Genomic DNA, 25,454 nt, shown 5'->3' with positions numbered 1-25,454 from the left:
GGAACAAGGACACAGCAAACCCCTCTTAGAAGCGGTAATCGAAGCCGACGGTGAAGTAGCGGCCGCGCAGGTCGTACTGGCTGAAGTCGTACGGCGCGCGGATGCCCGGGAAGGAGGCGTCGTACGGCGGTTCCTCATCGGCCAGGTTCTGGATCTTCGCGTACAGGGTCAGCTTCTCCAGCCCGGTGTAGGCCAGGTACAGATCGAACTGGCTGTAGGAATCAACCCGGTCCTGCACCGCCGTGGCGGCGGCGCTGGCCTTCTGGTCGTAGCCGCTGGTGTAGTACCAGGTCAGCGCGGTACGGAAATCGGCGTAGCTCCAGTCCAGCGTGGTGGTGGCCTTGTTCTTGGGCAGGGTGGCGCCCAGGTTGCTGCCGGCGTAATCCACCAGCGGGCCGCCGACCACGGTGGGGCGGCTGTAGTCGCGCACGTGGGTGAAGGCGGTGGACAGCGAGAAGTCACCGGCCGCTTCGGTCGGGAAGCGCTGGCGCAGTTCCACGTCGAAGCCGGAGGTCTTGAGCTCGCTCAGGTTCTGGTAGCGGTTGAACACCGCCAGCAGCTTGCCGCGCTCATCGCGGGTGACCGCGCCGGGCACATCGTTGGTGACCAGGGTCTGCGTGTTGTTGGTGCCGACCAGGTTTTCCAGTTCGATGCGGTAGTAATCCACGCTCAGGCTGGTGTTGGACCACGGCGACAGCACCACGCCCAGGTTGTAGCTTTTGGTGCGCTCCGGCTTCAGGTCGCTGTTGCCGACGGTGAAGAAGGTCGGGTTCTGCCGCGAACCGGGCACGTCGGGGTCGCGCGGGTCGATCACGCTGCCGTAGGCGATGCTGGTGCTGTTGGAATTCTCCGACAGCGATGGCGCACGGAAGCCCTTCGATGCGGCGGCGCGCACCAGCAGGATGTCGAACGGCTGCCAGCGCAGGCTCAACTTGGGCGAGAACGCATCGCCGAAGTCACTGTAATGGTCGGCACGCGCGGCGGCCTGCACCTCCAGGCGCTCGGCCAGCGGCACGTTCACTTCGGCGTAGGCGGCGGTGACCTTGCGCTCGCCATGCACTTCGGCGATGGCCGGGCGGATCTGCAGGCCCGCGTCGATCTGCCACGGGTTTTCCGAATCCAGCTTTTCGCGGCGCCATTCCAGCCCGGCTGCGAAGCCGATCGGGCCGGCCCAGGTGCTGCCCAGGCCGCCGGAGATCTTGGCGTCCACGCCCTGCAGCACGGACTCGGCCGGGCGCAGCGTGCTCAGGTTGATGCCATTGATGACCGACTGCGGGGTGGCCGACGGATCAAGCAGGTTGTAGCTGCCGGTGGCCAGCGCATCGGCGAGGGTCCAGCGGTTGGCGAAGCCGCCGGAGACGGTTTCGCGCTCGCTGCTGCGTGCGCCGAACGCGCCCACTTCCCAGTCCCAGTCCTGCAGGCTGCCGCGCAGGCCGAACACGCCGCGGTATGCAGTGGACCGGTTGGTCTTGATGGTCGGGCCGAGGTTGAAGAAGGTGTACTCGATCGGGATCGCGCGGCCGTACGGATTGAACGGGCTGCTTGCCGGCAGGTTGGACGACACCGGCTCGGCCAGCCCGGTATCGGCGTTGAGCGCGAAGCGGCCGCTTTCCAGGGTGAAGAACGGGCTGCTGCCGAACCAGGACACGCCCTTGATCTCGCTGTAGATCACTTCGCCGAACGCTTCGACGTTGTCGTTCACCTTGAAGGTGCCGTTGACGTAGGCCTGGTAGCGCTTGGTCGAGGGAATCAGTGTGGTGTACGGGGCAAGGTTGAAGCCGCAGGTGTTTCCAGGCAGGCCGTCGATCGGCGCACTGGGTACCAGCGTGGTGTTTTCCGGGCACTGGCCGTTGGCGTCGAGCATGGGCACGGACGTGCCGTTGACCAGGAAGCGCGCGCCCTTGGCCGACCAGCCGTTCCAGCGGCCGCCGGGCTTGTCGGTGTAGATGCCGGACCTGGTGAGGTCGCGCTGGTCCTGGTCCAGGCGCTCGCGGTTGTAGCCTTCCAGGCTGACCAGGATGTTGTAGCCATCGGCCTCCAGGTCGCCGATGCCGCCGATGAACTTCAGGTTCTGCTCGTCCAGGCCGCCCTGGTCGGCGGTGCCGACGCTGCCGCCCAGTTCGGCCCCCTCGAAGCCCTGCCGGGTGATGATGTTGACCACCCCGGCCACGGCGTCGGAGCCGTACACGGCCGAAGCGCCGTCCTTGAGCACTTCGATACGCTCCACGGCAACCATCGGCAGCGCGTTGAGGTTGACGAAGGTGTCGGACAACCCGCCGGCCGGGAAGCCGTAGTTGGCCAGGCGGCGGCCGTTGAGCAGCACCAGGGTGTTCTTCTGCGACAGGCCACGCAGGCCGATGCCGGCCGAACCCGAGGCCCAGCCGTTGTTGGTGGTTTCGTTGTTGGCGTTGCCGGTGTTGGCCGAGATGGAGCGCAGCAGGTCGGCCACGGTGGCCTTGCCGGTGGCTTCAATTTCCTGGCGGCCGATCACCTGCACCGGGTTGGCCGTCGCGGTGTCAGTGCGCTTGATGTTGGAGCCGGTAACGCGCACCGCGGCAAGGGTGGTGCTTTCGCCGCTGGCGGCGGCTTCGGGGCTGGCATCGGTGCCAGCGCCGGCGTCGAGGGCAAACGCAGGCAAAGGCGTAGCCAGGGCGGCGGAAAGGGCCGCCACAAGAAGGGTGTGCTTGGGCATGAACTCTATGGGGGTGGTGGACGACGAGTTCCGCAGTAGTCCATGCCAAGGGCTTGACGAGCCAATAACATCGCTTCATGCGGATATAACGAAAAGTAAAATCTCTTCATCCGGATGGATATGTTTTTGTTGGATGGCCGTACAATGGACCCATGGAAATCTTCAAAGTCTTTACCCTCGAAGCGGCCCACCACCTGCCCAACGTGCCGGCGGGCCACAAGTGCGCGCGCCTGCACGGCCATTCGTTCCGGGTGGAGCTGAAGGTCGAGGGCGAGCCGGGCGAACACACCGGCTGGATCATGGATTTCGGCGACGTCAAAGCGGCCTTCCAGCCGATCTACGACCGCCTGGACCACCATTACCTCAACGACATCCCCGGCCTGGAAAACCCGACCAGCGAACGCCTGGCGATCTGGATCTGGAACGAGCTCAAGCCCGCCCTGCCGGCGCTGAGCGAGGTGACGGTGCATGAAACCTGCACCTCGGGCTGCCGTTACCGCGGCTGAGATCTGGCCCCAACCCATTGTCCCTGAACGGATTTAGTCTAACCAGGACCGCTTCGGCAATTTATTGTTGCAATGCACCAAGATCGGCGTATGCTGCATTGCATCAAGCAGAATTTGCGTGGGTCCCTCCCCCCACGCAATCCCAAGACCCGACAGAACCCTCCCTCTGTCGGGTCTTTTTTTTGTCTTCGGCATGGGTCATGCGTTACCGCGCCGATATGCGGCGCGTGCGTTCGTTTGGGAACCGAACCTACCAGAGCCCATTATCGCGCCAAGGGGCGGACGATCTGGACGAGGCTCAACAGGGTTTTGCCGGGTTCTTCCCACGGCGCCATGTGCGCCGAATGTTCGAACCATACGCCCTGCTTGTAGGGCGCCTGCACGGTGTTCAGCCAGCGCTCGGTCGGCGCGGTGGGCGTGGTGTAGTCGTGGCGGCCCATGAACATCACCACCGGGATCGGGAAGCGGGTGATCGGGTTGAAATTCACCTTCAGCATCTGCGGCAGCAGCGGGCCCAGCGACAGCACGCTGCCCTTGTCGATGCTGCAGCGGTCCGCGTCCGTGTAGTCCGGTGAGAGCCTGGCCGCGCCGAAGTAGTACTTCGAATCGTCCCGATACGCCGTCAGCCCGCCGTAGTACTGCGGCCACGTGCGTGCGGTGATGATCCGCTCGCGCGTGATCGGCGTGTTGCCCGGGTAGGGCGCGATCGCTTCCAGTTCGGCCACCGCCTTGGCATTGCCGTGTGCCTTCGCCTGCGCCAGGCCGTAATCGAAACTGATCTTCTCGTTTTCCACCTGGTTGATGATCTGCCCGATCCCCACGTACGCGTGGAACAGGTCCGGCCGCTTCAGCGCCGCCTGCATCGCCACGATCGTGCCCCAGCTGTGCGCCATCAGGATCACCTTGCGCTGGCCCAGGTGCGTGCGCAGGTGTTCAGCCACTTCGATGGCATCGTCCACGTAGCGTTCGATGGTCAGCGTCGGCGCGATCACGTCCGGCGACGCCTCCGCGTAGGTCTTGCCCGCACCGCGCTGGTCCCAGTCCACCACCGTGAAGTATTCCTCCAGCGGCCGCTGGAACTGCCACATGCTGGGTGTCACCGGGCTGGCCGGGCCACCGTGCACGAACAGGATCACCGGGTTGTCGCGGTCCTCACCACGGATCGTCAGCCACTGCTTCACCCCGCCGATCGGGGTAGCGTACTGCTCCTGGATGCCGTTTGGCGTGGTGATCCGCTGCAGATCGCGGACCACCGCGCGGGCCGGTTCCAGCGCCGAGGTGTCCGGGCATTCGTTGGCGGCCGATACATGACCTGCGATGCCGAACGCGAGCATCAGCAGGATCAGCGCAGACCGGCGGTGGCGGGACTCCTGTGCGGTGGCCATGTACTTGCTCCCGGCGGGTGTTGAATGCATTGCATCCTGCCAGCAACGGGCGCCCCAGTGCCGGTGGTCGCCATGACCTTGGGCAGGGCCGGGTCAGACCACCCGCGCCGCCGGCAGCGAGAACACGAACAGCGCGCCCTCGCGGCTGTCCAGCAACTGGATGTCACGCTGGTGCAGCTGCAGGATGCGGTGCACGATCAGCAGGCCCAGCCCACCGCTGTCGGGGCGCTGGCTGCCAAACGCCGGGGGCGTGTGGAACAGGTCCTCGCGCCGCGCCGCCGGAATGCCAGGGCCGGTGTCGGCCACGCTGACCTGCACCTCGCCCTGCGCGGCCTGCAGCGTCACCGTGATGCGGCCGCCTTCGGGGGTGTGCCGGATGGCATTGTCCAGCAGGTTGGTCAGCACCCGCTCGATCAACGCCAGGTCCGCGTCCACCGCGGGTAGGCCGGGCGGAATGTCCGCCGCCAGCGTCTGCCGGCGGGCCTGCGCGGCCAGCTCGAATTTCTGGAACACATCCTGCACCAGGTCCGGCAGCGAGAACGCCTGGCGGTCCAGCACCACCCCACCATGTTCCAGCCGCGCCAGTTCGAACAGCGCCTGGGCCAGCCGGCCGACCTTGTGGCTCTGGGACAGCGCGATGCCGAGGTAACGCTGCCGCTCTTCCGCGCTGAGCGTGGCGTCTTTCAACGCCAGCGTTTCCAGATAGCCGTGCAGCGACGACAACGGCGTGCGCAGATCATGCGAGATGTTGGCCACCAGCTCACGCCGCTGCAGGTCCTGCTGGCGCAGCTGCTGCCACTGTTCGCCCAGGCGCTGGCCCATGTGCCCGAAACTGTGCTGCAGGATTGCCAGCTCATCGCGCTCACCGGCGCGCAGCGGCGTGGGTGGCAGGGCCTGGGCCGGCGCCGCGGCGTCCACGTCGAACGACTGCACGCGGCGGGTCAGCTGGCGCAGCGGCCGGGTCACCCAGCGGAATGCCACCGCGCCGGCCAGCAGGCCGATGCCGGCCACGATCGCCAACGACCACAGCGTGGTGCGCAGCGTGGCGTTGGCCGCGATGTTGGCCGCCAGCGCCTCGCGCTGTTCGCCCACCAGCACCACATAGATGTAGCCCGCCTGGCGCCCCTGCACGAACAGCGGCGCGGCATTGAACACCTTGCGCCCGCGTTCGCTGCGCGGGTCGTCACCGAGGATCGGCAGCGGCTCATCGCGCAGCAGCGCCTGCACCGGTGCCAGGTCCACGCGGTCGCGCTTGAGGTGGCCGGTGGGCGCATCGTGACCAAGGATGCGGCCCTGGTCGTCCAGCAGGTACACCTCCACGCTGGGATTGACTGCCATCAGCTTGCCGAATAGCGCGCGCACCTCGCCTGTGCGCATGCCGCCTCCGTCCATCAGCTCGCCACTGCGCGCGATGTGTTCGGCCAGCCCGCGCGACAGCCGCTGCACGGTTTCCTGTTCGTGCAGGCTGGTGCTGCGCATCTGGATCGCCATGAGCGCGCCGCAGCACACCAGCAGCAGCGCGAAGAACGCCACGGACAAGCGCTGCGACAACGATAACCGGATCATGCCGCTGCACCTTCGCTGCCATCGACCAGCTTGTAGCCACGGCCCCACACGGTCTGGATGCGCTGCGGCGAGGCCGGATCGCGCTCAATCTTGTTGCGCAGCCGGTTGATGTGGGTATTCACCGTGTGCTCGTAGCCATCGTGCTGATAGCCCCACACCTGGTTGAGCAGGTCCATGCGCGAATACACCTGGCCGGGGTGGCGGGCGAAGAAGTACAGCAGGTCGAACTCGCGCGGGGTCAGTTCCAGTGCGCGCCCGTCCACCTGCGCGGTGCGCGCCACCGGGTCGATGCGCAGCCCGGCCACGGCCAGTTCGCCGGCATCGATGCGCGCGTTCTGCGCCATTGCTTCCACCCGGCGCAGCAGCGCCTTGACCCGCGCCACCAGCTCCAGCATGGAGAATGGTTTGGCCAGGTAGTCGTCTGCGCCCAGTTCCAGCCCCAGGATACGGTGCACTTCGCTGGCGCGGGCACTGGTGATGATGATCGGGGTGTAGCGCGCCATGCCACGCGCACGCCGGCAGATTTCCAACCCGTCCACGCCGGGCAGCATCAGGTCCAGCACCAGCGCGCTCCACGGCTGCGCCTCTAGCAGCGCCAGGCCTTCGTCGCCGGTGGCCGCGTGGGTGACCTCATAGCCTTCGTCACGCAGGTGCATGCGCAGCAGGTTGGCGATGTGGACATCGTCTTCGACGATCAGGACGCGCTTGGCACTGCTCATTGGCACGGGACGGGCGGCGGGAAGATGAACGCATTGTGGCCAGATCCGGGCCTGAATGTGTCACGGAAAATTTAACCCTGCGTGAGGATTCGTTGACCGGCGTGGGCGCAGCATGGCCCCATCGTTTCCAGACCGGGAGATCGCCATGCGTTGTACCCGTCGCAGACTGCTCGGCATGGGCGCCATCGGCGCCGCGGCCGGCCTGTTCGGTTTGACCGCCTGCAGTGGTCCGGCCCCTGCCGCCACTGCCCCCACGCGCCGCTTCGAGGTGATGCGCACCGATGCGCAGTGGCGTGAACAACTGACCCCCGCGCAATACGCGGTGCTGCGCCGGCAAAGCACCGAGCGCCCTTTCAGCAGCCCGCTCAACAAGGAACACCGGCGCGGCACCTTCACCTGCGCCGGCTGCGCGCTGCCGTTGTTCTCCTCCTCCACCAAGTTCGACAGCGGCACCGGCTGGCCCAGTTTCTGGGCGCCGCTGCACGACGCCGTTGGCGAGGACCGCGATACCACGCTGGGCATGCTGCGCGTGGAAGCGCACTGCCGGCGCTGTGGTGGGCACCTGGGCCATGTGTTCGATGACGGCCCGCGGCCGACCGGGCTGCGTTACTGCATGAACGGGGTGGCGATGAATTTCGTCGCCGCTGACGAAGAGACACGCGTGCGGATACCCAACCGCACGTAACGCCGATGAAGCAGCCGGGCGGGGCCCGGCCCTACCCCGATAAGGAACGTTCGATGATTCTGCTTGTCCTTGCCTACCTGGGCGGCGTGTTGACCATTCTCAGCCCGTGCATCCTGCCGGTGCTACCGTTCGTGTTCGCCCGCTCCGACCGCCCATTCCTGCGCAGTGGCCTGCCGCTGTTGATCGGCATGGCGCTGATGTTCGCGGTGGTGGCCAGCCTGGCGGCGGTGGGCAGCCAGTGGGTAGCGCAGGCCAACCAGATCGGGCGCTGGATCGCGCTGGTGGTGATGGCGCTGTTCGCGCTGGCGCTGTTGTGGCCGGCGCTGGCCGACCGCCTGTTGTCGCCGTTCCAGCGGCTGGGCGCGCGGCTCAGTGCGTCTGCCGACAGGGCCGCCGACGCCGGGCGCGGTGGCGTGGGCACTTCGCTGTTGATCGGCGTGGCCACCGGCCTGCTGTGGGCGCCGTGCGCCGGCCCGATCCTTGGGCTGATCCTCACCGGCGCGGCATTGCAGGGTGCCAGCGCAGGCACCAGCGGGCTGCTGCTGGCCTATGCGCTGGGCGCGGCCACATCGCTGGCCTTGGCGATCTGGATTGGTGGGCGCGTGTTCACCGCGCTCAAGCAGCGCCTGGGCGCCGGTGAGTGGATCCGCCGTGCACTGGGCGTGGCCGCGCTGTTGGCGGTGGTGGCCATTGCGATGGGCTGGGACACCGGTGTGCTCACCCGCTTGTCGTCGGTCAGCACTGCGCGGCTGGAACAGGGCCTGTTGGATGCCCTGCCGGGACAGGCGCCCGGGACCGGCCCGGCGATGATGATGCGCGCTGCCGATGCGCCCGCCGGTGCCGAGCTTCCGGTGGAAGGCACCCTGCCCTCGCTGGACGGCGCCACCGGTTGGCTCAACAGCCCGCCACTGACCGCCGAAGGCCTGCGTGGCAAGGTGGTGCTGGTCGACTTCTGGACCTATTCCTGCATCAACTGCCTGCGCGCCCTGCCCTACGTGCGTGAGTGGGAACAGCGCTACCGCGACCAGGGCCTGGTGGTGATCGGCGTGCATGCCCCGGAGTTCGCCTTCGAGCGCAACCTGGGCAACGTGCAGCGCGCGGTGAAGGAACTGAAGATCGACTACCCGGTGGCGATCGACAACGAGTTCGCGATCTGGCGCGGCTTCAACAACCGCTACTGGCCGGCACACTACTTCATAGACGCGCAGGGCCGCATCCGTGCGCATCACTTCGGTGAAGGCAACTACGCGCAGTCCGAACGGATCATCCGCCAGCTGCTGCGCGAAGCCGGCGCCAATCTGCCCGACGAACCGGCCCAGGCCATGGCGATGGCCGCCAGCGCGCCGCGCGCCGGGGTGGAGCTGCAGGCCGACATGTCCAACCTCAAATCGCCGGAGACCTACCTCGGGTACGCAAGGGCGGAGAACTTCGCCTCGCCCGGCGGGCAGCGCCGCGACCAGCCCGCCGATTACGCGCTGCCGCCGACCTTTGCGCTGAACCAGTGGGCGCTGGACGGACGCTGGACGGTGGGCGACGAAGACGCGCAGCTGCAGCGCGCCGGCGGCCGCATCGCGTTCCGCTTCCATGCGCGCGACCTGCACCTGGTGCTGGCGCCGGGCGCGGATGGAAAGCCGGTGCGGTACCGCGTGCGCATCGATGGCCAGCCACCCGGTGCCTCCGCCGGTGGCGACGTCGGCGCCGATGGCACCGGCACGGTCAGCGAACACCGCCTGTACCAGTTGATCCGCCAATCCGGCGATGTGGGCGAGCGGACCTTCGAGATCGAGTTCCTTGATCCCGGTGTGCACGCCTATGCCTTCACCTTTGGTTGAACCAGGAGACGACCATGCGGGTTTCCCTCGACAAACTGGTGGCCGGCGGCATCGCCGCGGCCATTGCCGCGCTGACCATCAGCGCCGTGGTCAGCCTGGACCGGCCCGCGTATGCCGCGCCGGCCGAAGCAGTGGTGGCGGTACCGGCGCCGACCGGCGCGGCCGATCCCAGGCTGCCGGGCAAGCGCGCGCAGGTGGTGTTCGCCGGCGGCTGCTTCTGGGGCGTGCAGGGCGTGTTCCAGCACATCAAGGGCGTGGACAACGCAGTGTCGGGCTACATCGGTGGGCAGCGGGCCGATGCGAACTACGCGCGCGTGAGTGGCGGCGGTACCGGCCATGCCGAAGCGGTGCAGGTCACCTACGATCCCAGCCAGGTGAGCTACGGCCAGTTGATGCAGGTGTTCTTCTCGGTCGTGCATGATCCCACCCAGCTCAACCGCCAGGGACCGGACCGGGGCACGCAGTACCGCTCGGCGGTGTATGCCGACGACGCGGCGCAGCGGGATGCCACCCGCGCCTACATCGCGCAGCTGCAGAAGGCGCGCGCCTATGCGGCACCGGTGGTGACCACGGTCGACGGCGGCAAGCCGTTCGTGGCGGCCGAGGGTTACCACCAGAACTACCTGACGCTGCACCCGGAGTCGCTGTATATCCGCATCAACGACCAGCCCAAGGTGGCGGCGCTGCAACGCATGTACCCGCAGCTGTACCGCGAGAAGCCGCGATTGGTGTCGACGTTGTCAGCGAGGTAGCCGTTGGGGACGGCGGTGGAGGCCGACCGTTGGCCGGTCTTCGCCGTAGGAACGCCAGGTTGCAGGGCATCCAGGGTACAGCGCACCATACTGGCGACCCTCATGGTTACAGATTGCATGGCCGCCAACCTCTACCAATCGCTGGCCGACGAAATGGCCGATGCCATCCACAGCGGCCGCCTGCCGGCCGGTGCGCGGCTGCCGTCGCTGCGCGGGCTGGCGGCGCAGCGCCAGCTCAGCTTGAACACGGTGATCGCCGCCTACCGGCAGCTTGAGGACGCCGGCCTGGTGATGCCGCGGCCCAAGGCCGGCTTCGTGGTCAGCGCGCGCCTGCCCGAACCCACCCGTTCGCTGCGCCACGCCCCAGCCCTGGCCACCACCCAGGCCCAGCAGCTGATGATGGCGCGCGTGCTGGACGCGCAGCGGCAACCGGGCATCGTCGACCTGGCGTTTGCCGGCCCGCGCGGCGAGCGCTTCTACCCCGCCGCCCGCCTGGCCCGCGCCACCGCGCAGGTGCTGCGGCGCACGCCGGCCATGGTGCGCACCTACGCGCGCCCGAATGGGGCCAGGCGGCTGCTGGAGCAGATCGTGCGGCGCGGCCCGCGGCTGGGCCTGCACACCACGGTGGAGCGGCTGGTGCTCACCCATGGCGCGATGGAAGCGCTGCAGCTGGCGCTGCGCGCGGTGACCCGGCCGGGCGACGCGGTCGGCATCGAGGCGCCGTCCTACTTCAACCTGTACCCGTTGCTGGCCAACCTGGGCCTGAAGGCGATCGAACTGCCCACCGACCCGCGCGAGGGGTTGGACGTGGATGCGGTGGACGCCCAGCTGCAGGCCGGTGCGCTGGCCGCCATCGTCGCGATGCCCAGCGTGCACAACCCGCTGGGCTGCACCATGCCGGTAGCGGCCAAGCAACGCCTGGCCGCGCTGGTGCACCAGTACCAGGTGCCGCTGATCGAAGATGCGGTGTATGCCGAACTGCAGTACCAGGAACCGCTGGCGCCGCTGCTGAAAGCGTTCGATGAAGACGGCTGGGTGATCGTGGTCAACGGCTTCTCCAAGACGCTCGCCCCGGATTACCGGATTGGCTGGCTCGATGGCGGGCGTTTCGCCGCCGACATCCAGCTGCTCAAGTTCCAGTCCACCGGCGCCGAATCGCAACTGCTGGGCGAGGCGGTCGCCGCATTCCTGGAAGCGGGCAGTTACGAACACCACCTGCGCGGGCTGCGCCGGCTCTACCGCGAGCAGGTCAGCCGCGTGCGCGCCCTGGTCGCCCAGCACTTCCCGCCGGGCACCCTGGCAACCCAGCCCAGCGGCGGCTTCCTGCTGTGGATCGAACTTCCGGCGGGCGTGGACAGCAGCGTGCTGTTCGAACAGGCCCTGGCCGAGGGCGTGGTGTTCATGCCCGGCCAGGTGTACTCGCGCGGCGCACGCTACCGGCACTGTCTGCGGCTGTCGTGCTGCCAGGACCTGGATACACGCTACGTGGATGCCATTGCCAGCGTCGGCCGGCTGGCCACCGCCCTGCTGGCGCAGGCACGCGGCTGACGCTCAGCCCAGCAGGTGCCGGGCCAGCAGTGCAGGATCGCCGCCCGGTGCGTACGGCAGCCGGCCCCAGAACGGCAACGGCAGGCGCGCGCGCAGCAGCGCCACGTTGTCGTCAATGCGCTCCATGCGGGGGTCCACGTCGTTGGCGATCCAGCCGATGCAGGTCCCACCGCTGGCGGTGATCGCCTGCGCGGTCAGCCGCGCATGGTTGAGACAGCCCAGCCGCAGCCCGACCACCATCACCACTGGCAACTGCAGGGCCTGCACCAGGTGGGACTGGTCGAGCGTGGTCGACAACGGCGCCAGCCAGCCGCCCACGCCTTCCACCACCACGGTGTCGGCCTGCGCGCGCAGGCGCTCGAACGCCGCTTCGATCGGCCCCAGCGACAGGGTCACCCCGGCCGCGGCGGCGGCCAGCTCCGGGGCCAGCGGCAGCGGCAGCGCGTAGGGATTGAGGTCGGCATATGCCGGGGCCGGGTCGCTGGCGGCCAGCAGGGCGATGGCGTCTTCGTTGCGCAGCCCTTGGGCGGTCTGTTCGCAGCCGCTGGCCACCGGCTTCATGCCCACCGCGCTGCGCCCGCGCTGGCGCAGCGCATGCAGCAGGGCGCAGCTGCTGAAGGTCTTGCCGATGCCGGTATCGGTACCGGTGACGTAGAAGGCGGCAGGCGGGGAGGAAAGGGATGACATGGCCGCACCGATGGACAGGGACTTCCATTATCAGCGTTCCGCCGACGGTGGGTCCGGCCGGCGGCCGCGCTTGCTAGACTGCGGCCATGTTCGATACTTCCACGCTTACCGGCAGCAAGCCGGAACAGTACGGCCAGCTGCTGGCCCAGGCCCGCGCCCTGGTGCACGGTGAACGCGACCGCATCGCCAATGCCGCCAACCTGTCGGCGCTGGTCTACCACGCCCTGCCGCAGCTGAACTGGGTGGGCTTCTACTTCTTCGATGGCACCGAGCTGGTCGTCGGGCCGTTCCAGGGCCTGCCCGCCTGCGTGCGCATTCCGCTGGACAAGGGCGTGTGCGGCGCGGCCGCCTCGCAGCGGGTGACCCAGCGCATCGAGGACGTGGATGCGTTCCCGGGCCACATCGCCTGCGATTCGGCCTCGCGCTCGGAACTGGTGGTGCCGCTGGTGCAGGGCGACACCCTGATCGGGGTATTCGACCTGGACAGCCCGGTGCTGGCCCGCTTCGATGCCGACGACCAGGCTGGCCTGGAAGCCATTGCCGCCGTGTTCGTCGAGGCGCTGGGATGAGCACCAAGCTGCGCAACATCGGCCCCAAGAGCGCCGCCTGGCTGCGCCAGGTCGGTCTGCGCACCGCCGAAGACCTGGCCGCGGCCGGTTCGGTAGGCGCGTTCGTGAAGGTCCGCCGCGCCGGCTTCAAACCCAGCCTCAACCTGCTCTATTCGCTGGAGGGTGCGCTGCAGGACTGCCACTGGCAGGAACTGCCCGAAGCGCGCCGCGCCGAACTGGTGGCCGAATACGATGCGATCATCGCCGACAAGCCGCTGAAGAAGGCGCCGCCGGCCTCGGGCCCGGTGTATGACCGCACCGTGGCCAACGATGACGAAGGCGACGAAGCACCCTTCGAGTTGGACAACGAGGACCGGACGTAGAGCCACGCCGCGCCGAGTGAACGTCGGGCGCCATTTCGTCCAACGCGTCGCCACGCGACTGTGGCTGGCCGCATCGGCACGGAACACGCCTGGTTGCGTGGCTGCGCGCGGTGCCAAGTTCACGCAGCCACGCAGGGCGTGGCTCTACGCAACTCCAGCAGCTCGCCCCACAATTCTCCATCTTCCCGCTCCACCCGCAGCTGCAGCCGTGTACCGTGGTCGATCCGCAGCGCCCAGCACATCGCCATCGGCAGGCCGCACACCTGCGACAGCACCATCCGCAGCGGGCCACCATGACTGACCACCAGCGTGGGCACCGGGTCGGCCTCATCCAGCAGGCGGTGCAACGCGCGTGCGATGCGGCGCTCGAAGTGCGCCCAGCTTTCGCCATGCGGTGGCGGGTTCGCATGCGGGTCCAGGTGGAACGCCTGCAGCGCCTGCATTGGCAGTGCATCCAGCGGCTGGCCGTCCCAGTCGCCGAAATCCAGCTCTTCCCACTCCTCGTCCGCGATCACCTCCAGTCCGCGCGGCAGCGCCAGCGCATCGGCGGTATCCAGCGCACGCCGGCGCGGTGAACTGAGCACGCGCTGCCACTGCAGGTCGGCGTAGCGCGCGCAGATCAGATCAGTGCCCTGCACGTTCAGCGGCGGATCGGTACGCCCATCCAGGTAGGCGTCGCGGCCAGTGGCCGCGTGCCGGATCAGGTCCAGGATCATAGGTGCTGCAACCACGTCAAAAAGCGAGGCGCATTCTAACCGCTGGCACCGCCACGGCCCTGGCCGCACTGCGCCGGCTGCCGGGCTTTGCTCTACACTGCGCCCACTTTCAGGTGACCTGCGGCGCAAGCCGGCAGGTTGAAACGGGAAGCCGGTGACGCAACAGGTCCTGCCTGCTGCCATTCCGGCGCTGCCCCCGCAACGGTAAGCGTGGAAGCCAGGCAACATGCCACTGTGCGCAAGCATGGGAAGGCGCCTGGCGCGATGGTCCGCCATCGGCCCGCGAGCCCGGAGACCGGCCTGGAAGACGACTGGTTGCGATGCGGCGGGCATGGCGGCGGCAAGCGGCGCCGTGCCTGCGCCTGCCCACCGTCCCTGCCTCCGTTGACCGCCTCCCACCCCCTTGCCGCGCGGGCGTGCGCGGTGCCTGGAGTCAACGATGAAACTGCAGTTCCGCCTTCTTTCCCTTGCCGTGCTGTCGGCGCTGCCCGGTGTGGCCGCCGCACAGGACGACGCCACCGCGCTGGACCAGGTGCTGGTCACCGCCACCCGTACCCCGATCGCCCTGCAGGACAGCATCTCGCCGGCGCAGGTAATCGACCGCGCGGAGATCGAGCGCAGCCAGGCGCCGTCGCTGCAGGACCTGCTGCGCGGGCGCGCCGGCATCAACCTCAACAACAGCGGCGGGCTGGGCAAGCAGAGCTCGCTGTTCCTGCGCGGCACCAATTCGGCCCACACCCTGGTGCTGGTCGATGGCGTGCGCATCAACACCGGCGACCTCGGCCTGGCCATGCTGCAGGACCTGCCGCTGGCGCAGATCGAGCGCGTGGAAATCGTGCGCGGGCCGCAATCCAGCCTGTACGGCGCGGATGCAATCGGCGGCGTGATCCAGATCTTCACCCGCCGCAATGCCGGCGACTTCGCACCGCACCTGCAGCTGGGCGGCGGCAGCAACGGCCTGCGTGAAGCCAGCGGCGGCTTCGGTGGCACCGGCGCGCGCGGCTGGTTCGGTACGGATATCGCCTACCAGCACACCGACGGCATCAATTCCTGCAACGGTGACCCGGTCACGTTCGCCGGCTGCGGCGCCAACGAGCCCGACCGCGACGGCTACCGCAACCTGTCGATGAGCCTGCGCGGCGGCTACACGCTCACCGACACGCTGAACGTGGAAGGCACCGCGCTGCGCGCCGAAGGCGAGAACCACTACGACGGTTACTACAACTACTCCGAAACGCTGCAGCAGGTGCTGGGCGGCAAGGTCCGCTACACGCCGGGCGAGCGCTTCACCCTGACCGCCAACGTCGGCCGTGCCGACAACGAGTCGGACAACTACAACGGCGACACCTGGCTGGGCGCCGCGCAGACCCACCGCGACAGCGCCTCGGTGCAGGCCGACGTCGGCCTGGCTGAGGGCCAGCTGCTCAGTGCCGGCGTGGACTGGAGCCAGGACAACCTCGACGGCAGCAGTGCCGGCTACCTGGTGGACAGCCGCGACAACACCGGCGTGTTCGTGCAGTACCAGGGTCGCTTCGGCGCGCAGCACCTGCAGGCCAGCGTGCGCAATGACGACAACGAACAGTTCGGCAACCACACCACCGGCAGCCTCGGCTGGGGCATGGAACTGGCCCGCGGCTTCCGCCTCAACGCCAGCTATGGCACCGCGTTCAAGGCACCGACCTTCAGCGACCTGTACGACCCGTGGAGCGGCGTGCCCGGGCTGGACCCGGAGAAGTCCAGAAGTGCCAACGTTGGCGTCGCCCAGCAGGGCGACAGCTGGCGCTGGGGCCTGGATGTGTATGAAACCCGCATCGACGACCTGATCACCTACGACGCCACCACCTTCATGATGTCGCAGGTGGAAAAGGCGCGCATCCGCGGCGCCGAGCTGACCGGTTCGCTCACCGTGGCCGGGTTTGACCTGAGCGCACAGCTGAGCTACACCGACCCGCGCAACCGCACCGATGGCAGCACCCAGTTCGACAACTGGCTGGCCCGCCGCGCGCAGGACACCGCACGCCTGGACATCGACCGGCGCTTCGGTGGCTTCCGCGCCGGTATCACCGCGTTCGGCGCCGGCAAGCGCTACGACAACGCCGACAACAGCGTGCGCCTGGCCGGCTACGGCACCCTGGACCTGCGCCTGGAATACGCACTCGGCCGCGACTGGTCGTTGCTGGGCCGGGTCAGCAACGTATTCGACCGCGACTACGAAACGGTGGCCTGGTACAACCAGCCGGGCCGCGAGTACCGCCTGAGCGTGCGTTACCAGCCGAAGTGAGATGGCGTGGGGCACGACCAACGGTCGTGCCCTACCGCGTGGAGTGTCTGGTGGTAGGTGTCGACCGTTGGTCGGCACTTCCCTCCGGTCGCCCTATAACCCCGGCAACGCCCGCAGATCATCAACAACTGCCACTGCCTCCACCGTCTCCAGATCCAACCCACGCGGATACCCATAGCGCACCAGCGCGACCGGCATGCCCGCATCCACCGCGGCGCGGTAATCGGTGATCGAATCCCCCACCATCAACGCCGCACCCGGCGCGACCTTGAACGCCTCGGCGATATGCCGCAGCGGCACGCCACTGGGCTTGCGCTCGGGCAGTGAATCACCGCCCAGCACCATCGCGAAGAAGTCCTGCACTCCCAGGTGCGCCAGCAGCGGCGCCACCAGCGCCGACGGCTTGTTGGTGCAGATCGCCATCACCACCTCGCGCTCGCGCAGCATCTGCAGCGCCGGCACCACCCCATCGAACAATCGCGGGCTGCGCAGCAGGCATTCCTCGTAATGGCGCATGAAACCGGGCATGACCCGATCCAGGTCGATGTCACTGCGTGCAGCGGCGAAGGCCTGCTCCACCAGCCGGCGCACGCCATCGCCGATCCAGGTCAGCACGGTCGCTTCGGGCACGCGCGACAGCTGCCAGTCTTCCAGCGTGCGATTGAGCGCCTCGGCGATATCGGCCGCGCTGTCGACCAGCGTGCCGTCCAGATCAAAGATCACCAGCGGGTAGGGATACGTCAAGGGAAAGGATCGCTTCTACAACATGTGGGGCTGCTGATTGTAGAGCCATGCCCTGCATGGCTGCGTGCAGCCCGGCACCACGCGGGATCAGATCCGCGCCAGGAACTCCTCCCCCGCAAACCGCTCCACCAGGAAATCCAGGAAGCTGCGCATCACCGCCGGCAACTGCCGCCGCGACGCATACACCGCATGGATGCCCATCTCCTCCACCTGATACTCCGGCAACACCTCCACCAGTTCACCCGAGCGCAGCAACGGCGCGATCTGGTACGTCGGCAACATCGCAATGCCTGCCCCCGCCCGCACCGCCTCCAGCAGCAGCGATGCCTCGTTGGCACTGATGTTGCCCCCCACCGCCACCGAAATCGCACGCCCCTGCCGCTGCAGCTGCCACACGCTCTTCCCCACGTAATGATGGGTAAGACAGTTGTGCCCGGCCAACGCATCGGCACTTGCCGGCGTGCCCCGCTCCGCCAGATACGAAGGCGCCGCGCACAGCACCGACCGGCACGGCGCCAGCCACCGCGCGATCAGGCCAGGATCGATCGCCCGCGAAATCCGCACCGCCACATCCACCCGCTCCTCCACCAGGTTCACCACCCGGTCCACCAGCAGCAGCTCCACCCGCGTCAGCGGATGCCGCCGCACGAATTCGGCCACCGCCGCCGCCAGGTGCAGCTGCCCGAACGACACACTCGCCGTGACCCGCAACAGCCCATGCGGCTCCGGATTGTCACTGGCCACCTCGCCCTGCAGCTCATCACCAATGGCCAGCATCTGCCGGAACCGCAGCAGCGCCGCCTCCCCCGGCCCGGTCAGGCTGATCCGCCGCGTGGTCCGGTGCAGCAGCCGCGCCCCCAGCCACGTTTCCACCTCTGCCAGATAGCGCGTCACCATCGCCCGCGACATGTCCAAGGCCTCCGCCGCGGCAGTCAGGCTGCCACGCTCGGCCACCTCCACGAACACCTGCATCGCCGTCAGCCGGTCCATTTGATCGATCCGCGCAACAAATTAGGCCGTTATACGCGGTTTTTCGTCCGCTTTCAGGCGCATATGCTGGTCTTCCTCCCACAACGGACCCCGCCCCATGAAGATCGCCCTCGTCGGTGCCACCGGCAACATCGGCCGTGAAATCACCCGCCAGGCCCTGGCCCGCGGCCACCAGGTCACCGCCATCGTCCGCCGCGACAGCGACCTGCCCGCCGAACTCGACGGCGCCCAGCTCGCCGTCGCCGCCCTCGACGACACCGACGCCCTGGCCGCGGTGATCGCCGGCCACGACGTCCTCGCCAGCGCCTTCGGCCCGCGCCCGGGTGACGAACCGTCCACCGTCACCACCGTCACCGCCGAACTGGTCAAAGCCGTCCGCCAGGCCGGCGTGCCGCGCTTCCTGATGGTGGGTGGTGCCGGCACCCTGGAAGTCGCCCCCGGCGTACAGCTGGTCGATACCGAAGGCTTCCCGGATGCGTACAAGCCGGTCGCCCTGGCTGCACGTGAGGCGTTCAACCTGCTGCAGAAGGTGGATGACCTGGACTGGACGTTCTATTCGCCGGCGGCCGAGATTGGCCCGGGGCCGCAGAAGGGTGGTTTCCGCACGCAGGCCAGGCAGTTCCTGGTCGGAGCCGATGGCCACAGCCGGATCAGTTACGCCGATTACGCCGATGCGTTCGTGAGTGAGATCGAAAAGCCGCAGTACGTGCGGACGATTGCGACCGTGGCGTATTGATCAAGGGCGGTGGCACGCGGCCCCGGGGGTTAGTTCATGCCCCACCGCGCGTTGCATTGCCATCGGCGGTCGATTGGGATGCGACCCTACCGTGGTCCCGCCGACGTGAGAACAGTGCGTTCAAGTTGCCGCCCCCAGTCGGTGTCAATGCACCGTTGCGCTGATGTTTCATTGGGTGCCAGCCCTGCTTGGGCGGGCCGGCGGGGGGTGGTTGGCGGGACTGTAGAAAACATGGATGTTTTCTACAAGCCCCCAAGGATGGGTTCACGGCGTGTCCCGCCAACCCGCACGCGCCGGCCCGCTACCCGGAGCAATGAAACCTGGCTGTTGCTGCTGCTGTTGCTGTTGCTTCAGTCGAACAACCCCATCTGGTTGACCGGCTCGCGCTCGCGGAACCCACCCAGCCCAACCCCCACCAACCGATAACGCGTCTCCGCCGGCAGGTCCACGCGCGCACGCAATGCAAGCGCGATATCGCGCAACTCCTCCAGCGATTCCGGCGGCGATTCCGGCGTGAAGCTGCGCGTGATGATCCTGAACTGCGACGTCTTCAACTTCAACACCACCGTGTGCCCCACCCGGTCCGTCTTGCGCGTCGCGTTCCACGTCTTGCCCGCCAGCTCCACGATCGCCGGCTCCAGCGCCTCCAGCGGCAGATCCTCCGCGAACGTGTCCTCCGACGAAATCGACTGCACCGGCTGGTCCGGTTCCACCGCACGCTCATCGATACCGCGCGCACGCCGGTACAGACTCGCACCGAAACTGCCGAAGCGCCCTTCCAGCTCCTCCAGCCGTACCCCACGCAGATCGCCCACCGTCACGATGCCAAGCTCGGCCAGCTTGCCCTCCATCACCTTGCCCACCCCCGGTACCCGCTTCACCGGCAGCGGCGTCAGGAACTGCTCGATCCGGTGCGGCGGCACCACGAACTGCCCGTCCGGCTTGCGCCAGTCCGACGCAATCTTCGCCAGGAACTTGTTCGGCGCGATACCCGCCGATGCCGTCAACTGCGTCTCCTCCCGGATCTGCGTGCGGATCAGCGTCGCGATCTCCGTCGCCACCGTCATCCCGCCCTTGTGCACCGTCACATCCAGGTACGCCTCATCCAGCGACAACGGCTCCACCAGATCCGTATGCCGCAGGAAAATCTCCCGCACCTGCCGCGACACCGCCTTGTAACGCACAAAATCCGGCGGCACGAACACCGCGTCCGGGCACAGCCGCTCCGCGCGGATCGCCGGCATCGCCGAACGGATCCCGAACACCCGCGCCTCGTACGACGCCGCGCACACCACCGAACGCGCCCCCTTCCACGCCACCACCACCGGCAGCCCCCGCAGCGACGGATTGTCGCGCTGCTCCACCGACGCGTAGAACGCGTCCATGTCGACGTGGATGATCTTGCGTTGTGCGGACACGGCGGCGACTCAAGGGCTCAAGCGGCAGGTACAGATGAACAAGATTACAGCCACACGCCTGGGTATGGTCTTTTCATAACAAGGACATGCGTTTTTCAAGCTGAAAACACTACGCCAGCGTACGGTTAAAACGTTTGATTGAATGGAAATTACTCTGCACTCTTGGGTGCTTTCAACGGCAACAAACCGCCGCCCTTCATCTTCAGGATTGCGTTTTCCATGACTCGTCTCAACGCGTTCTCGCGCGAACAGCTGCTGGCCAGTGCCCGCGGCGAACTGTTCGGGCCGGGCAGCGGTCGCCTGCCCAATGACCCGATGCTGATGTTCGATCGCATCACCGACATCCGCGATGACGGCGGTCCACATGGCAAAGGCTACGTGCGCGCGGAACTGGATATCCGCCCTGACCTGTGGTTCTTCGGCTGCCATTTCATCGGCGACCCGGTGATGCCCGGTTGCCTGGGCCTGGACGCGATGTGGCAGCTCACCGGGTTCTACCTCACCTGGCTGGGCGCGCCCGGACGTGGTCGCGCACTCGGCTGCGGTGAAGTGAAGTTCACCGGCCAGGTGCTGCCCGACGCCAAGCTTGTGACCTACGAAATCGACATCACCCGCGTCATCAACCGCAAGCTGGTCATGGCGCAGTCCGATGCCCGCATGCTGGTTGATGGCCGCGAAATCTATACCGCCAAAGACCTCCGCGTAGGTCTGTTCACTTCCACCGAGAACTTCTGATGCGTCGCGTCGTCATTACCGGAATGGGCATCACCTCGTGCCTGGGCAACGATCTGGACACGGTGTCCACCGCACTGCGTGAAGGCCGCGCCGGCATCCGCAATCTTCCCGACCACGCCGAAGCCGGCCTGCGCAGCCATGTCGGCGGCAACATCGAGCTGGACCTGGATGCGCAGATCGACCGCAAGCTCAAGCGCTTCATGAGCGATGCTTCGGCCTACGCCTACATCGCCATGCGCGACGCCATCGCCGATGCCGGCCTGGACCCGGCACAGGTAGCCAACCCGCGTACCGGCCTGATCGCCGGCTCCGGCGGCGGCTCCAGCCAGTGGCAGGTCGAATCGGCCGATATCCTGCGCGCGCGTGGCGTGCGCAAGGTCGGCCCGTACATGGTGCCGCGCACGATGTGCTCCACCGTCTCGGCCTGCCTGGCCACCGCCTTCCAGATCAAGGGCCTGAGCTACTCGCTGTCGGCCGCGTGCGCCACCTCCGCGCACTGCATCGGCGCCGCCGCCGACCTGATCCGGCACGGCGCGCAGGACGTGATGTTCGCCGGTGGTGGCGAAGACCTGCACTGGTCGATGAGCGTGATGTTCGATGCAATGGGCGCGTTGTCGACCCGCTTCAACGACACCCCGGCCACCGCATCGCGCCCCTACGACAAGGACCGCGACGGCTTCGTCATCGCCGGCGGCGGCGGCATGCTGGTGCTGGAAGATTACGACCACGCCGTGGCACGCGGTGCACGCATCTACGCCGAGCTGGTGGGCTACGGCGTCACCTCAGATGGTGCCGACATGGTCGCCCCGTCCGGCGAAGGCGCGGTGCGCTGCATGAACATGGCGATGCAGAACCTCAGCGGCCCGATCGACTACCTCAACACGCACGGCACCTCGACCCCGCTGGGCGATGTCACCGAACTGAAGGCGGTACGCGAAGTGTTCGGTGACGCGATTCCGCCGCTGTCCTCGACCAAGGCGCTGTCGGGCCACTCGCTGGGTGCGGCCAGCGTGCACGAGGCGATCTACTGCCTGCTGATGATGCGCGACGGCTTCATCGCCGGTTCGGCCAACATCGGCGAACTGGACCCGGCGGTGGAAGGTTTCCCGATCGTGCGCGAAAGCCAGGACGTGCAGTTGAACACGGTGATGTCCAACAGCTTCGGCTTCGGCGGCACCAACGCAGCGCTGGTGTTCGGGCGGGTGTGATTGCGCGCGGCATCGACATGAAAAACCCGGCCATGCGCCGGGTTTTTCATTTCAGCAACGGCACCAGCAGCGCGTGCGCGTCGCGCAGCGAATTGACGATGCGGTGGCCCAGCGCGCGCAGCGCCTCGTCCGGGTGCACCAGGTCCGGCACCTGGATCGCAGTCATGCCCGCGCTGACCGCTGCACGGATGCCGGCCGGGGAATCTTCCAGCGCCAGGCAGCGTGACGGGTCCTTGCCGAGCTTCTGCGCGGCCAACAGGTAGATGTCCGGCGCCGGCTTGGGATGGGCCACGTCACTGCTGGTCACCACATGGTCGAAGTAGGCCAGCAAGCCGGTTGCGGCAAGCTTGCGCGAGGCGCGCGGCTGCCGCGTGGAGGTCGCCACCGCACGCGGAATGTCATGCGCCTGCAGCAGCTGCAGGATCTCCACGATGCCCGGCCGCAGTGGCAGGCCCTGCTGTGTGCGCTCCTCGTACAGATCGTGGCAGCGCGCGAACAGTGCGGCCACCTCGTCTGCGCTGATGTGCTGCAGCAACCGCTGCTCGCAGTCGCGGTCACCCAGCCCGACCATGCCCAGCCAGAAATCATCGGAAAACGGCAGCGCCTGCTCCCCCGCCGCCTGCGACCAGCACGCCAGCGAAACCCGCTCGCTGTCGATCATCAGGCCATCCATGTCGAAGATGACCGCCTCGGGCAGGAACGGCAGTGCGGCGATGGCGGTCATGTCGCGTCGGCCAGATGCCCGGTAAACAGCGTTTCCAGGTCCGTCGCATCCAGCGTGCGCCACTCGCCCTCGGGCAGGTCGCCCAGCGACAGCCCGCCGATGCGGCTGCGGTGCAGCGCCTGCACGTGGTTGCCCACTGCGGCGAACATGCGCCGGGCCTGGTGGTAGCGCCCTTCGTGCAGCACCAGTTCGGCCTCGCGCGCCGAACGCACGTGCAGTTCCGCCGGCAACAGCGGCTTGTCGTCGGCTTCCAGCATCAGCGAACCGCTGGCAAAACGGGCCACTTCATCGCCGCGCAGGTCTTCGGCCAGGGTCACCTGGTAGGCCTTGTCCAGCCGCGATTTCGGCGACACGATCCGGTGCAGCAGGGCGCCGTCGTCGGTCATCAGCAGCAGGCCGCTGGTGTCACGGTCGAGCCGGCCCACCGACGACAGCACCGGCGAACGCTCGCGGAAACGCGGCGGCAGCAGGTCGTAGATCAGCCGGCCCTTGTCCTTGGTTGAACAGGTGTAGTCACGCGGCTTGTGCAACATCAGGGTCAGCCCCTGCGGCGGATCCAGCGGTTCGCCCTCGACCCGGATCGCCTCGTGCGGCACCTGGTCATCGGCATACAGCACCTCGCCCTCCGCATCCGTGATGAGGCCCTCGCGGAACATCCCCTGCACCTGCTTGCGGCTGCCGTAACCCAGGTTGGCCAGCAACTTCACCAGCTTCATGGGCGACCTCCGCGGCCCCACTTCGGCTCGTCGCTGCGGGGGGCCCTGACAGGGGTGGCGCTCTTGCTGGCCTTGGTCGCCTCGATCAGCTTGAAGCCGTCGCGTTCTGCAGCCACGCGCACCTGGCCGAAGCTTTCGTTGAGGATCTGCTCGTACGGCAGGTGGCGGTTGGCCACCAGCCACATCCGCCCGCCCGGGCGCAGCGCCTGCGCGGCCACGGCGATGAAGCGCTGGCCGATGTCCGGACGGTCGGCCCGCGAGGGGGTGTGGAACGGCGGGTTGGTGACGATGAAGTCGTACTGCGCCTCGATGCCGGCGGTGACGTCCTGCCAGTGGAAGCCCAGCGTGGCCGGCTTGCCCAGCGCCTGCAGGTTGACCTTGGCCAACGCCAGCGCCCGGCCCTCGGCTTCGAACAGGTCCAGCGCACTCACCTGCGGGCAGCGCTGCAGCACTTCGCTGGAGAGGTAGCCGAAGCCGGCGCCCAGGTCCGCGCCACGCCCGGCCAGATCCGCCGGCAGCTGTTCCACCAGCAGCGCCGAGGCCGGGTCGATACGGTCCCAGGCGAAGATGCCCGGGCGGCTCTGGAAGCGCCCGCCCAGGATCGCGCGCGGCGCGTCCAGCGCGGCCCAGCGCTGGGCCAGCGCCGCGTCGTGCTGGCCGTCCAGCGGCGCGGTCCAGTACACCCGGCAGTGGTTCTTGGTCATCTTGCCGCCCAGCCCGGCCAACTGCTGCAGATCGCCTTCGCCGGAGCGCGCGCCTTCATTGTTGTGCTGGCAGGCCACCACGATGCCGCCCGGGGCGGCCAGCGCCAGCGCGCGGGCAAACAGCGCGCGGGCTTCTTCACGCTGGCGCGGCGGCAGCACCAGCACCACCGCGTAGCGGGTGCCGTCATCGGCCAGCTGCTGCTCGTCGCGCACGGTCCAGCCGCTGGCTTCCAGCGCATCGGCGAACGGGCGGAAGCTCTGCTCGCAGACCAGCTGGCCCGGCTGGGCGTGCCCGCGCAGCGGCCAGCCATCGCGGGCCCGCAGGAACAGCACCGGGCCGGCCGGCCAGGTCAGCGCGCCGCCGAACGGCAGGAACAGGGTTTCCAGGGGGGCGTCGTGCTGGGCAGCCATGGGGGCACATCTTGAAAAGAGACCGCCATTCTACCGTTTCGGCCGAACCGGCCCGCTCAGCGGCCGATTTGCGTTTATTCAACGCTGCCTTGATGCCATCGCAACACACAGTCGGTCAGGGTGAAGGCTCATTCGCAACGGAGGTAGCTCATGCTCATGCGCGCATTGTTCGTCGGTGGCGTGGTCGACAACAGCGAAATGGATCTTGAGGTCACACAGCCGCCGGTGCATTACCCCGAGGACACCGGGGGTGGGCATTCAAGGTACCGCTTGCATCAGGTGGGCAAACTTCCCGATGGCGCGGTGGCCTATGCGGTGTACGGTGCACCTGGGCTGGCCGACGACGAAGTAGCCCGGATTGCAGATGAGCGCGCCTACGCGCGCCGCTTCGACGCCGAGCCGGAGACATTCACGCATTGAGGTACCGCGCGTGCCGGGCCAGGCCCGGCAGGGCCCGGAACCTCATTCCACCGGCGGCAGCTCGCGGATCGCGCTGATCTCATCCAGCCACACCGTGTGGTGCTGCGCCGGGGTGTCCAGGTCGTCCAGCCGCAGCTGGCCGTTGCTCCCTTCATTCTCGCCCGCGTCGCGGTATTGCTGCACGGTGGGTTGTACCGCCACCGTGCCCAGCAGGCGATTGCCGTCCTTCAGCGTAATTTCGACCTGGGTCTGGCCTTTCAGCTGGGGCAGCAGGGATTCAAGGGCGGCGATGTCTGCCGGGTCGGTGTGGATGCGGGGGGCGGTGCGGGACATGCGGGTCTCCTGGAA

The 25,454-nt window shown here is 67.8% G+C and carries 25 protein-coding genes and 1 riboswitch; of the genes, 12 read left to right on the top strand and 13 right to left on the bottom strand.

All coding sequences use genetic code 11. The features are described from left to right. Window positions 1–25 precede the first annotated feature (25 nt). Window positions 26–2,692, bottom strand: coding sequence for a TonB-dependent receptor (locus tag ACTJI4_RS05235; RefSeq protein ID WP_440868732.1), 2,667 nt, complete (start codon window positions 2,690–2,692; stop codon window positions 26–28). Between the two features lie 152 nt (window positions 2,693–2,844). Between ACTJI4_RS05235 and queD the strand changes: the two genes are divergently transcribed. Continuing rightward, the gene (queD, locus tag ACTJI4_RS05230) at window positions 2,845–3,198 is read left to right on the top strand and encodes a 6-carboxytetrahydropterin synthase QueD (RefSeq protein WP_068849013.1); all 354 of its coding nucleotides are present in this window, start codon (window positions 2,845–2,847) and stop codon (window positions 3,196–3,198) included. A gap of 263 nt (window positions 3,199–3,461) precedes the next feature. Here the strand turns inward: queD and ACTJI4_RS05225 are convergent, their stop codons facing one another. The 3 genes from ACTJI4_RS05225 to ACTJI4_RS05215 all read right to left on the bottom strand — a co-directional run bounded on the left by ACTJI4_RS05225 (window position 3,462) and on the right by ACTJI4_RS05215 (window position 6,868). After that, window positions 3,462–4,583: an alpha/beta fold hydrolase gene (locus ACTJI4_RS05225; RefSeq protein ID WP_440868731.1), complete on the bottom strand. Its 1,122-nt coding sequence runs from the start codon at window positions 4,581–4,583 to the stop codon at window positions 3,462–3,464. A 93-nt stretch (window positions 4,584–4,676) separates the two neighbouring features. Next, entirely contained in the window at window positions 4,677–6,149 is a 1,473-nt protein-coding gene (locus ACTJI4_RS05220; protein ID WP_440868730.1) for a sensor histidine kinase, read from the bottom strand. After that, window positions 6,146–6,868, bottom strand: coding sequence for a response regulator transcription factor (locus ACTJI4_RS05215; protein WP_392919515.1), 723 nt, complete (start codon window positions 6,866–6,868; stop codon window positions 6,146–6,148). The genes ACTJI4_RS05220 and ACTJI4_RS05215 overlap by 4 nt, the downstream gene beginning before the upstream one ends. A 145-nt stretch (window positions 6,869–7,013) precedes the next feature. Between ACTJI4_RS05215 and msrB the strand changes: the two genes are divergently transcribed. From msrB to ACTJI4_RS05195, 4 genes are all read left to right on the top strand, one after another. After that, window positions 7,014–7,553, top strand: a complete 540-nt coding sequence (msrB, locus tag ACTJI4_RS05210; RefSeq protein WP_392919518.1) for a peptide-methionine (R)-S-oxide reductase MsrB — start codon at window positions 7,014–7,016, stop codon at window positions 7,551–7,553. A 53-nt stretch (window positions 7,554–7,606) separates the two neighbouring features. Beyond that, the gene (locus tag ACTJI4_RS05205; protein ID WP_440868729.1) at window positions 7,607–9,385 is read left to right on the top strand and encodes a cytochrome c biogenesis protein DipZ; all 1,779 of its coding nucleotides are present in this window, start codon (window positions 7,607–7,609) and stop codon (window positions 9,383–9,385) included. A 14-nt stretch (window positions 9,386–9,399) separates the two neighbouring features. Beyond that, complete coding sequence (gene msrA, locus ACTJI4_RS05200; RefSeq protein ID WP_440868728.1) at window positions 9,400–10,137, top strand: peptide-methionine (S)-S-oxide reductase MsrA; 738 nt, start codon at window positions 9,400–9,402, stop codon at window positions 10,135–10,137. Between the two features lie 117 nt (window positions 10,138–10,254). Continuing rightward, the gene (locus ACTJI4_RS05195; protein ID WP_440868727.1) at window positions 10,255–11,685 is read left to right on the top strand and encodes a PLP-dependent aminotransferase family protein; all 1,431 of its coding nucleotides are present in this window, start codon (window positions 10,255–10,257) and stop codon (window positions 11,683–11,685) included. 3 nt (window positions 11,686–11,688) lie between these two features. Here the strand turns inward: ACTJI4_RS05195 and bioD are convergent, their stop codons facing one another. Next, a complete protein-coding gene (gene bioD, locus ACTJI4_RS05190; protein ID WP_440868726.1) occupies window positions 11,689–12,372 on the bottom strand; it encodes a dethiobiotin synthase in 684 nt (227 codons plus the stop codon). An 86-nt stretch (window positions 12,373–12,458) separates the two neighbouring features. Here bioD and ACTJI4_RS05185 point away from each other — a divergent pair, with 86 nt between their 5' ends. Both ACTJI4_RS05185 and ACTJI4_RS05180 read left to right on the top strand, forming a co-directional pair. After that, the gene (locus ACTJI4_RS05185) at window positions 12,459–12,941 is read left to right on the top strand and encodes a GAF domain-containing protein (RefSeq protein ID WP_392919531.1); all 483 of its coding nucleotides are present in this window, start codon (window positions 12,459–12,461) and stop codon (window positions 12,939–12,941) included. Next, complete coding sequence (locus ACTJI4_RS05180; protein WP_282248177.1) at window positions 12,938–13,303, top strand: TfoX/Sxy family protein; 366 nt, start codon at window positions 12,938–12,940, stop codon at window positions 13,301–13,303. The genes ACTJI4_RS05185 and ACTJI4_RS05180 overlap by 4 nt, the downstream gene beginning before the upstream one ends. 119 nt (window positions 13,304–13,422) lie before the next feature. On the opposite strand, the gene ACTJI4_RS05175 is transcribed toward ACTJI4_RS05180, so the two are convergent. Continuing rightward, window positions 13,423–14,019 carry a histidine phosphatase family protein gene (locus ACTJI4_RS05175; RefSeq protein WP_440868725.1) on the bottom strand — a complete coding sequence of 199 codons (597 nt, stop codon included), beginning with the start codon at window positions 14,017–14,019 and terminating at the stop codon, window positions 13,423–13,425. A 94-nt stretch (window positions 14,020–14,113) separates the two neighbouring features. Further along, window positions 14,114–14,337, top strand: a riboswitch (cobalamin riboswitch). Window positions 14,338–14,458: 121 nt separating this feature from the next. On the opposite strand from ACTJI4_RS05175, the gene btuB reads away from it, so the two are divergent. Then, complete coding sequence (gene btuB, locus ACTJI4_RS05170; RefSeq protein WP_440868724.1) at window positions 14,459–16,300, top strand: TonB-dependent vitamin B12 receptor; 1,842 nt, start codon at window positions 14,459–14,461, stop codon at window positions 16,298–16,300. 93 nt (window positions 16,301–16,393) lie between these two features. Here the strand turns inward: btuB and gph are convergent, their stop codons facing one another. Both gph and ACTJI4_RS05160 read right to left on the bottom strand, forming a co-directional pair. After that, window positions 16,394–17,044 carry a phosphoglycolate phosphatase gene (gph, locus tag ACTJI4_RS05165; protein WP_392919541.1) on the bottom strand — a complete coding sequence of 217 codons (651 nt, stop codon included), beginning with the start codon at window positions 17,042–17,044 and terminating at the stop codon, window positions 16,394–16,396. Between the two features lie 87 nt (window positions 17,045–17,131). Next, the gene (locus ACTJI4_RS05160; protein WP_440868723.1) at window positions 17,132–18,034 is read right to left on the bottom strand and encodes a LysR family transcriptional regulator; all 903 of its coding nucleotides are present in this window, start codon (window positions 18,032–18,034) and stop codon (window positions 17,132–17,134) included. A gap of 97 nt (window positions 18,035–18,131) precedes the next feature. On the opposite strand from ACTJI4_RS05160, the gene ACTJI4_RS05155 reads away from it, so the two are divergent. Then, window positions 18,132–18,770 (top strand): NAD(P)-dependent oxidoreductase, encoded by a 639-nt coding sequence (locus ACTJI4_RS05155; RefSeq protein ID WP_440868722.1) that lies wholly within the window; start codon window positions 18,132–18,134, stop codon window positions 18,768–18,770. Window positions 18,771–19,120: 350 nt separating this feature from the next. Here ACTJI4_RS05155 and dinB read toward each other — a convergent pair whose 3' ends face one another. Further along, window positions 19,121–20,188 carry a DNA polymerase IV gene (gene dinB, locus ACTJI4_RS05150; RefSeq protein WP_440868721.1) on the bottom strand — a complete coding sequence of 356 codons (1,068 nt, stop codon included), beginning with the start codon at window positions 20,186–20,188 and terminating at the stop codon, window positions 19,121–19,123. A gap of 219 nt (window positions 20,189–20,407) precedes the next feature. Between dinB and fabA the strand changes: the two genes are divergently transcribed. Next, window positions 20,408–20,923, top strand: coding sequence for a 3-hydroxyacyl-[acyl-carrier-protein] dehydratase FabA (fabA, locus tag ACTJI4_RS05145; RefSeq protein ID WP_093535600.1), 516 nt, complete (start codon window positions 20,408–20,410; stop codon window positions 20,921–20,923). Next, the gene (fabB, locus tag ACTJI4_RS05140; protein WP_440868720.1) at window positions 20,923–22,131 is read left to right on the top strand and encodes a beta-ketoacyl-ACP synthase I; all 1,209 of its coding nucleotides are present in this window, start codon (window positions 20,923–20,925) and stop codon (window positions 22,129–22,131) included. The genes fabA and fabB overlap by 1 nt, the downstream gene beginning before the upstream one ends. Window positions 22,132–22,177: 46 nt before the next feature. On the opposite strand, the gene ACTJI4_RS05135 is transcribed toward fabB, so the two are convergent. From ACTJI4_RS05135 to ACTJI4_RS05125, 3 genes are read right to left on the bottom strand one after another with little or no spacing between them, the layout of a single operon-like run. Beyond that, window positions 22,178–22,855, bottom strand: coding sequence for an HAD family hydrolase (locus tag ACTJI4_RS05135; protein WP_392919556.1), 678 nt, complete (start codon window positions 22,853–22,855; stop codon window positions 22,178–22,180). Next, a complete protein-coding gene (locus ACTJI4_RS05130; protein WP_440868719.1) occupies window positions 22,852–23,571 on the bottom strand; it encodes a pseudouridine synthase in 720 nt (239 codons plus the stop codon). The genes ACTJI4_RS05135 and ACTJI4_RS05130 overlap by 4 nt, the downstream gene beginning before the upstream one ends. Continuing rightward, window positions 23,568–24,686 (bottom strand): class I SAM-dependent methyltransferase, encoded by a 1,119-nt coding sequence (locus tag ACTJI4_RS05125; protein WP_392919562.1) that lies wholly within the window; start codon window positions 24,684–24,686, stop codon window positions 23,568–23,570. The genes ACTJI4_RS05130 and ACTJI4_RS05125 overlap by 4 nt, the downstream gene beginning before the upstream one ends. Before the next feature lie 156 nt (window positions 24,687–24,842). Here ACTJI4_RS05125 and ACTJI4_RS05120 point away from each other — a divergent pair, with 156 nt between their 5' ends. Next, window positions 24,843–25,106: a hypothetical protein gene (locus tag ACTJI4_RS05120; RefSeq protein ID WP_392919945.1), complete on the top strand. Its 264-nt coding sequence runs from the start codon at window positions 24,843–24,845 to the stop codon at window positions 25,104–25,106. 42 nt (window positions 25,107–25,148) lie between these two features. On the opposite strand, the gene ACTJI4_RS05115 is transcribed toward ACTJI4_RS05120, so the two are convergent. Continuing rightward, window positions 25,149–25,439, bottom strand: coding sequence for a DUF3247 family protein (locus tag ACTJI4_RS05115; protein WP_392919564.1), 291 nt, complete (start codon window positions 25,437–25,439; stop codon window positions 25,149–25,151). Between the last annotated feature and the right edge of the window lie 15 nt (window positions 25,440–25,454).

This window comes from Stenotrophomonas sp. 22385 (genome assembly GCF_052045085.1).
Lineage (GTDB): Bacteria > Pseudomonadota > Gammaproteobacteria > Xanthomonadales > Xanthomonadaceae > Stenotrophomonas.
This window is presented reverse-complemented; position numbering and strand designations above follow the sequence as displayed.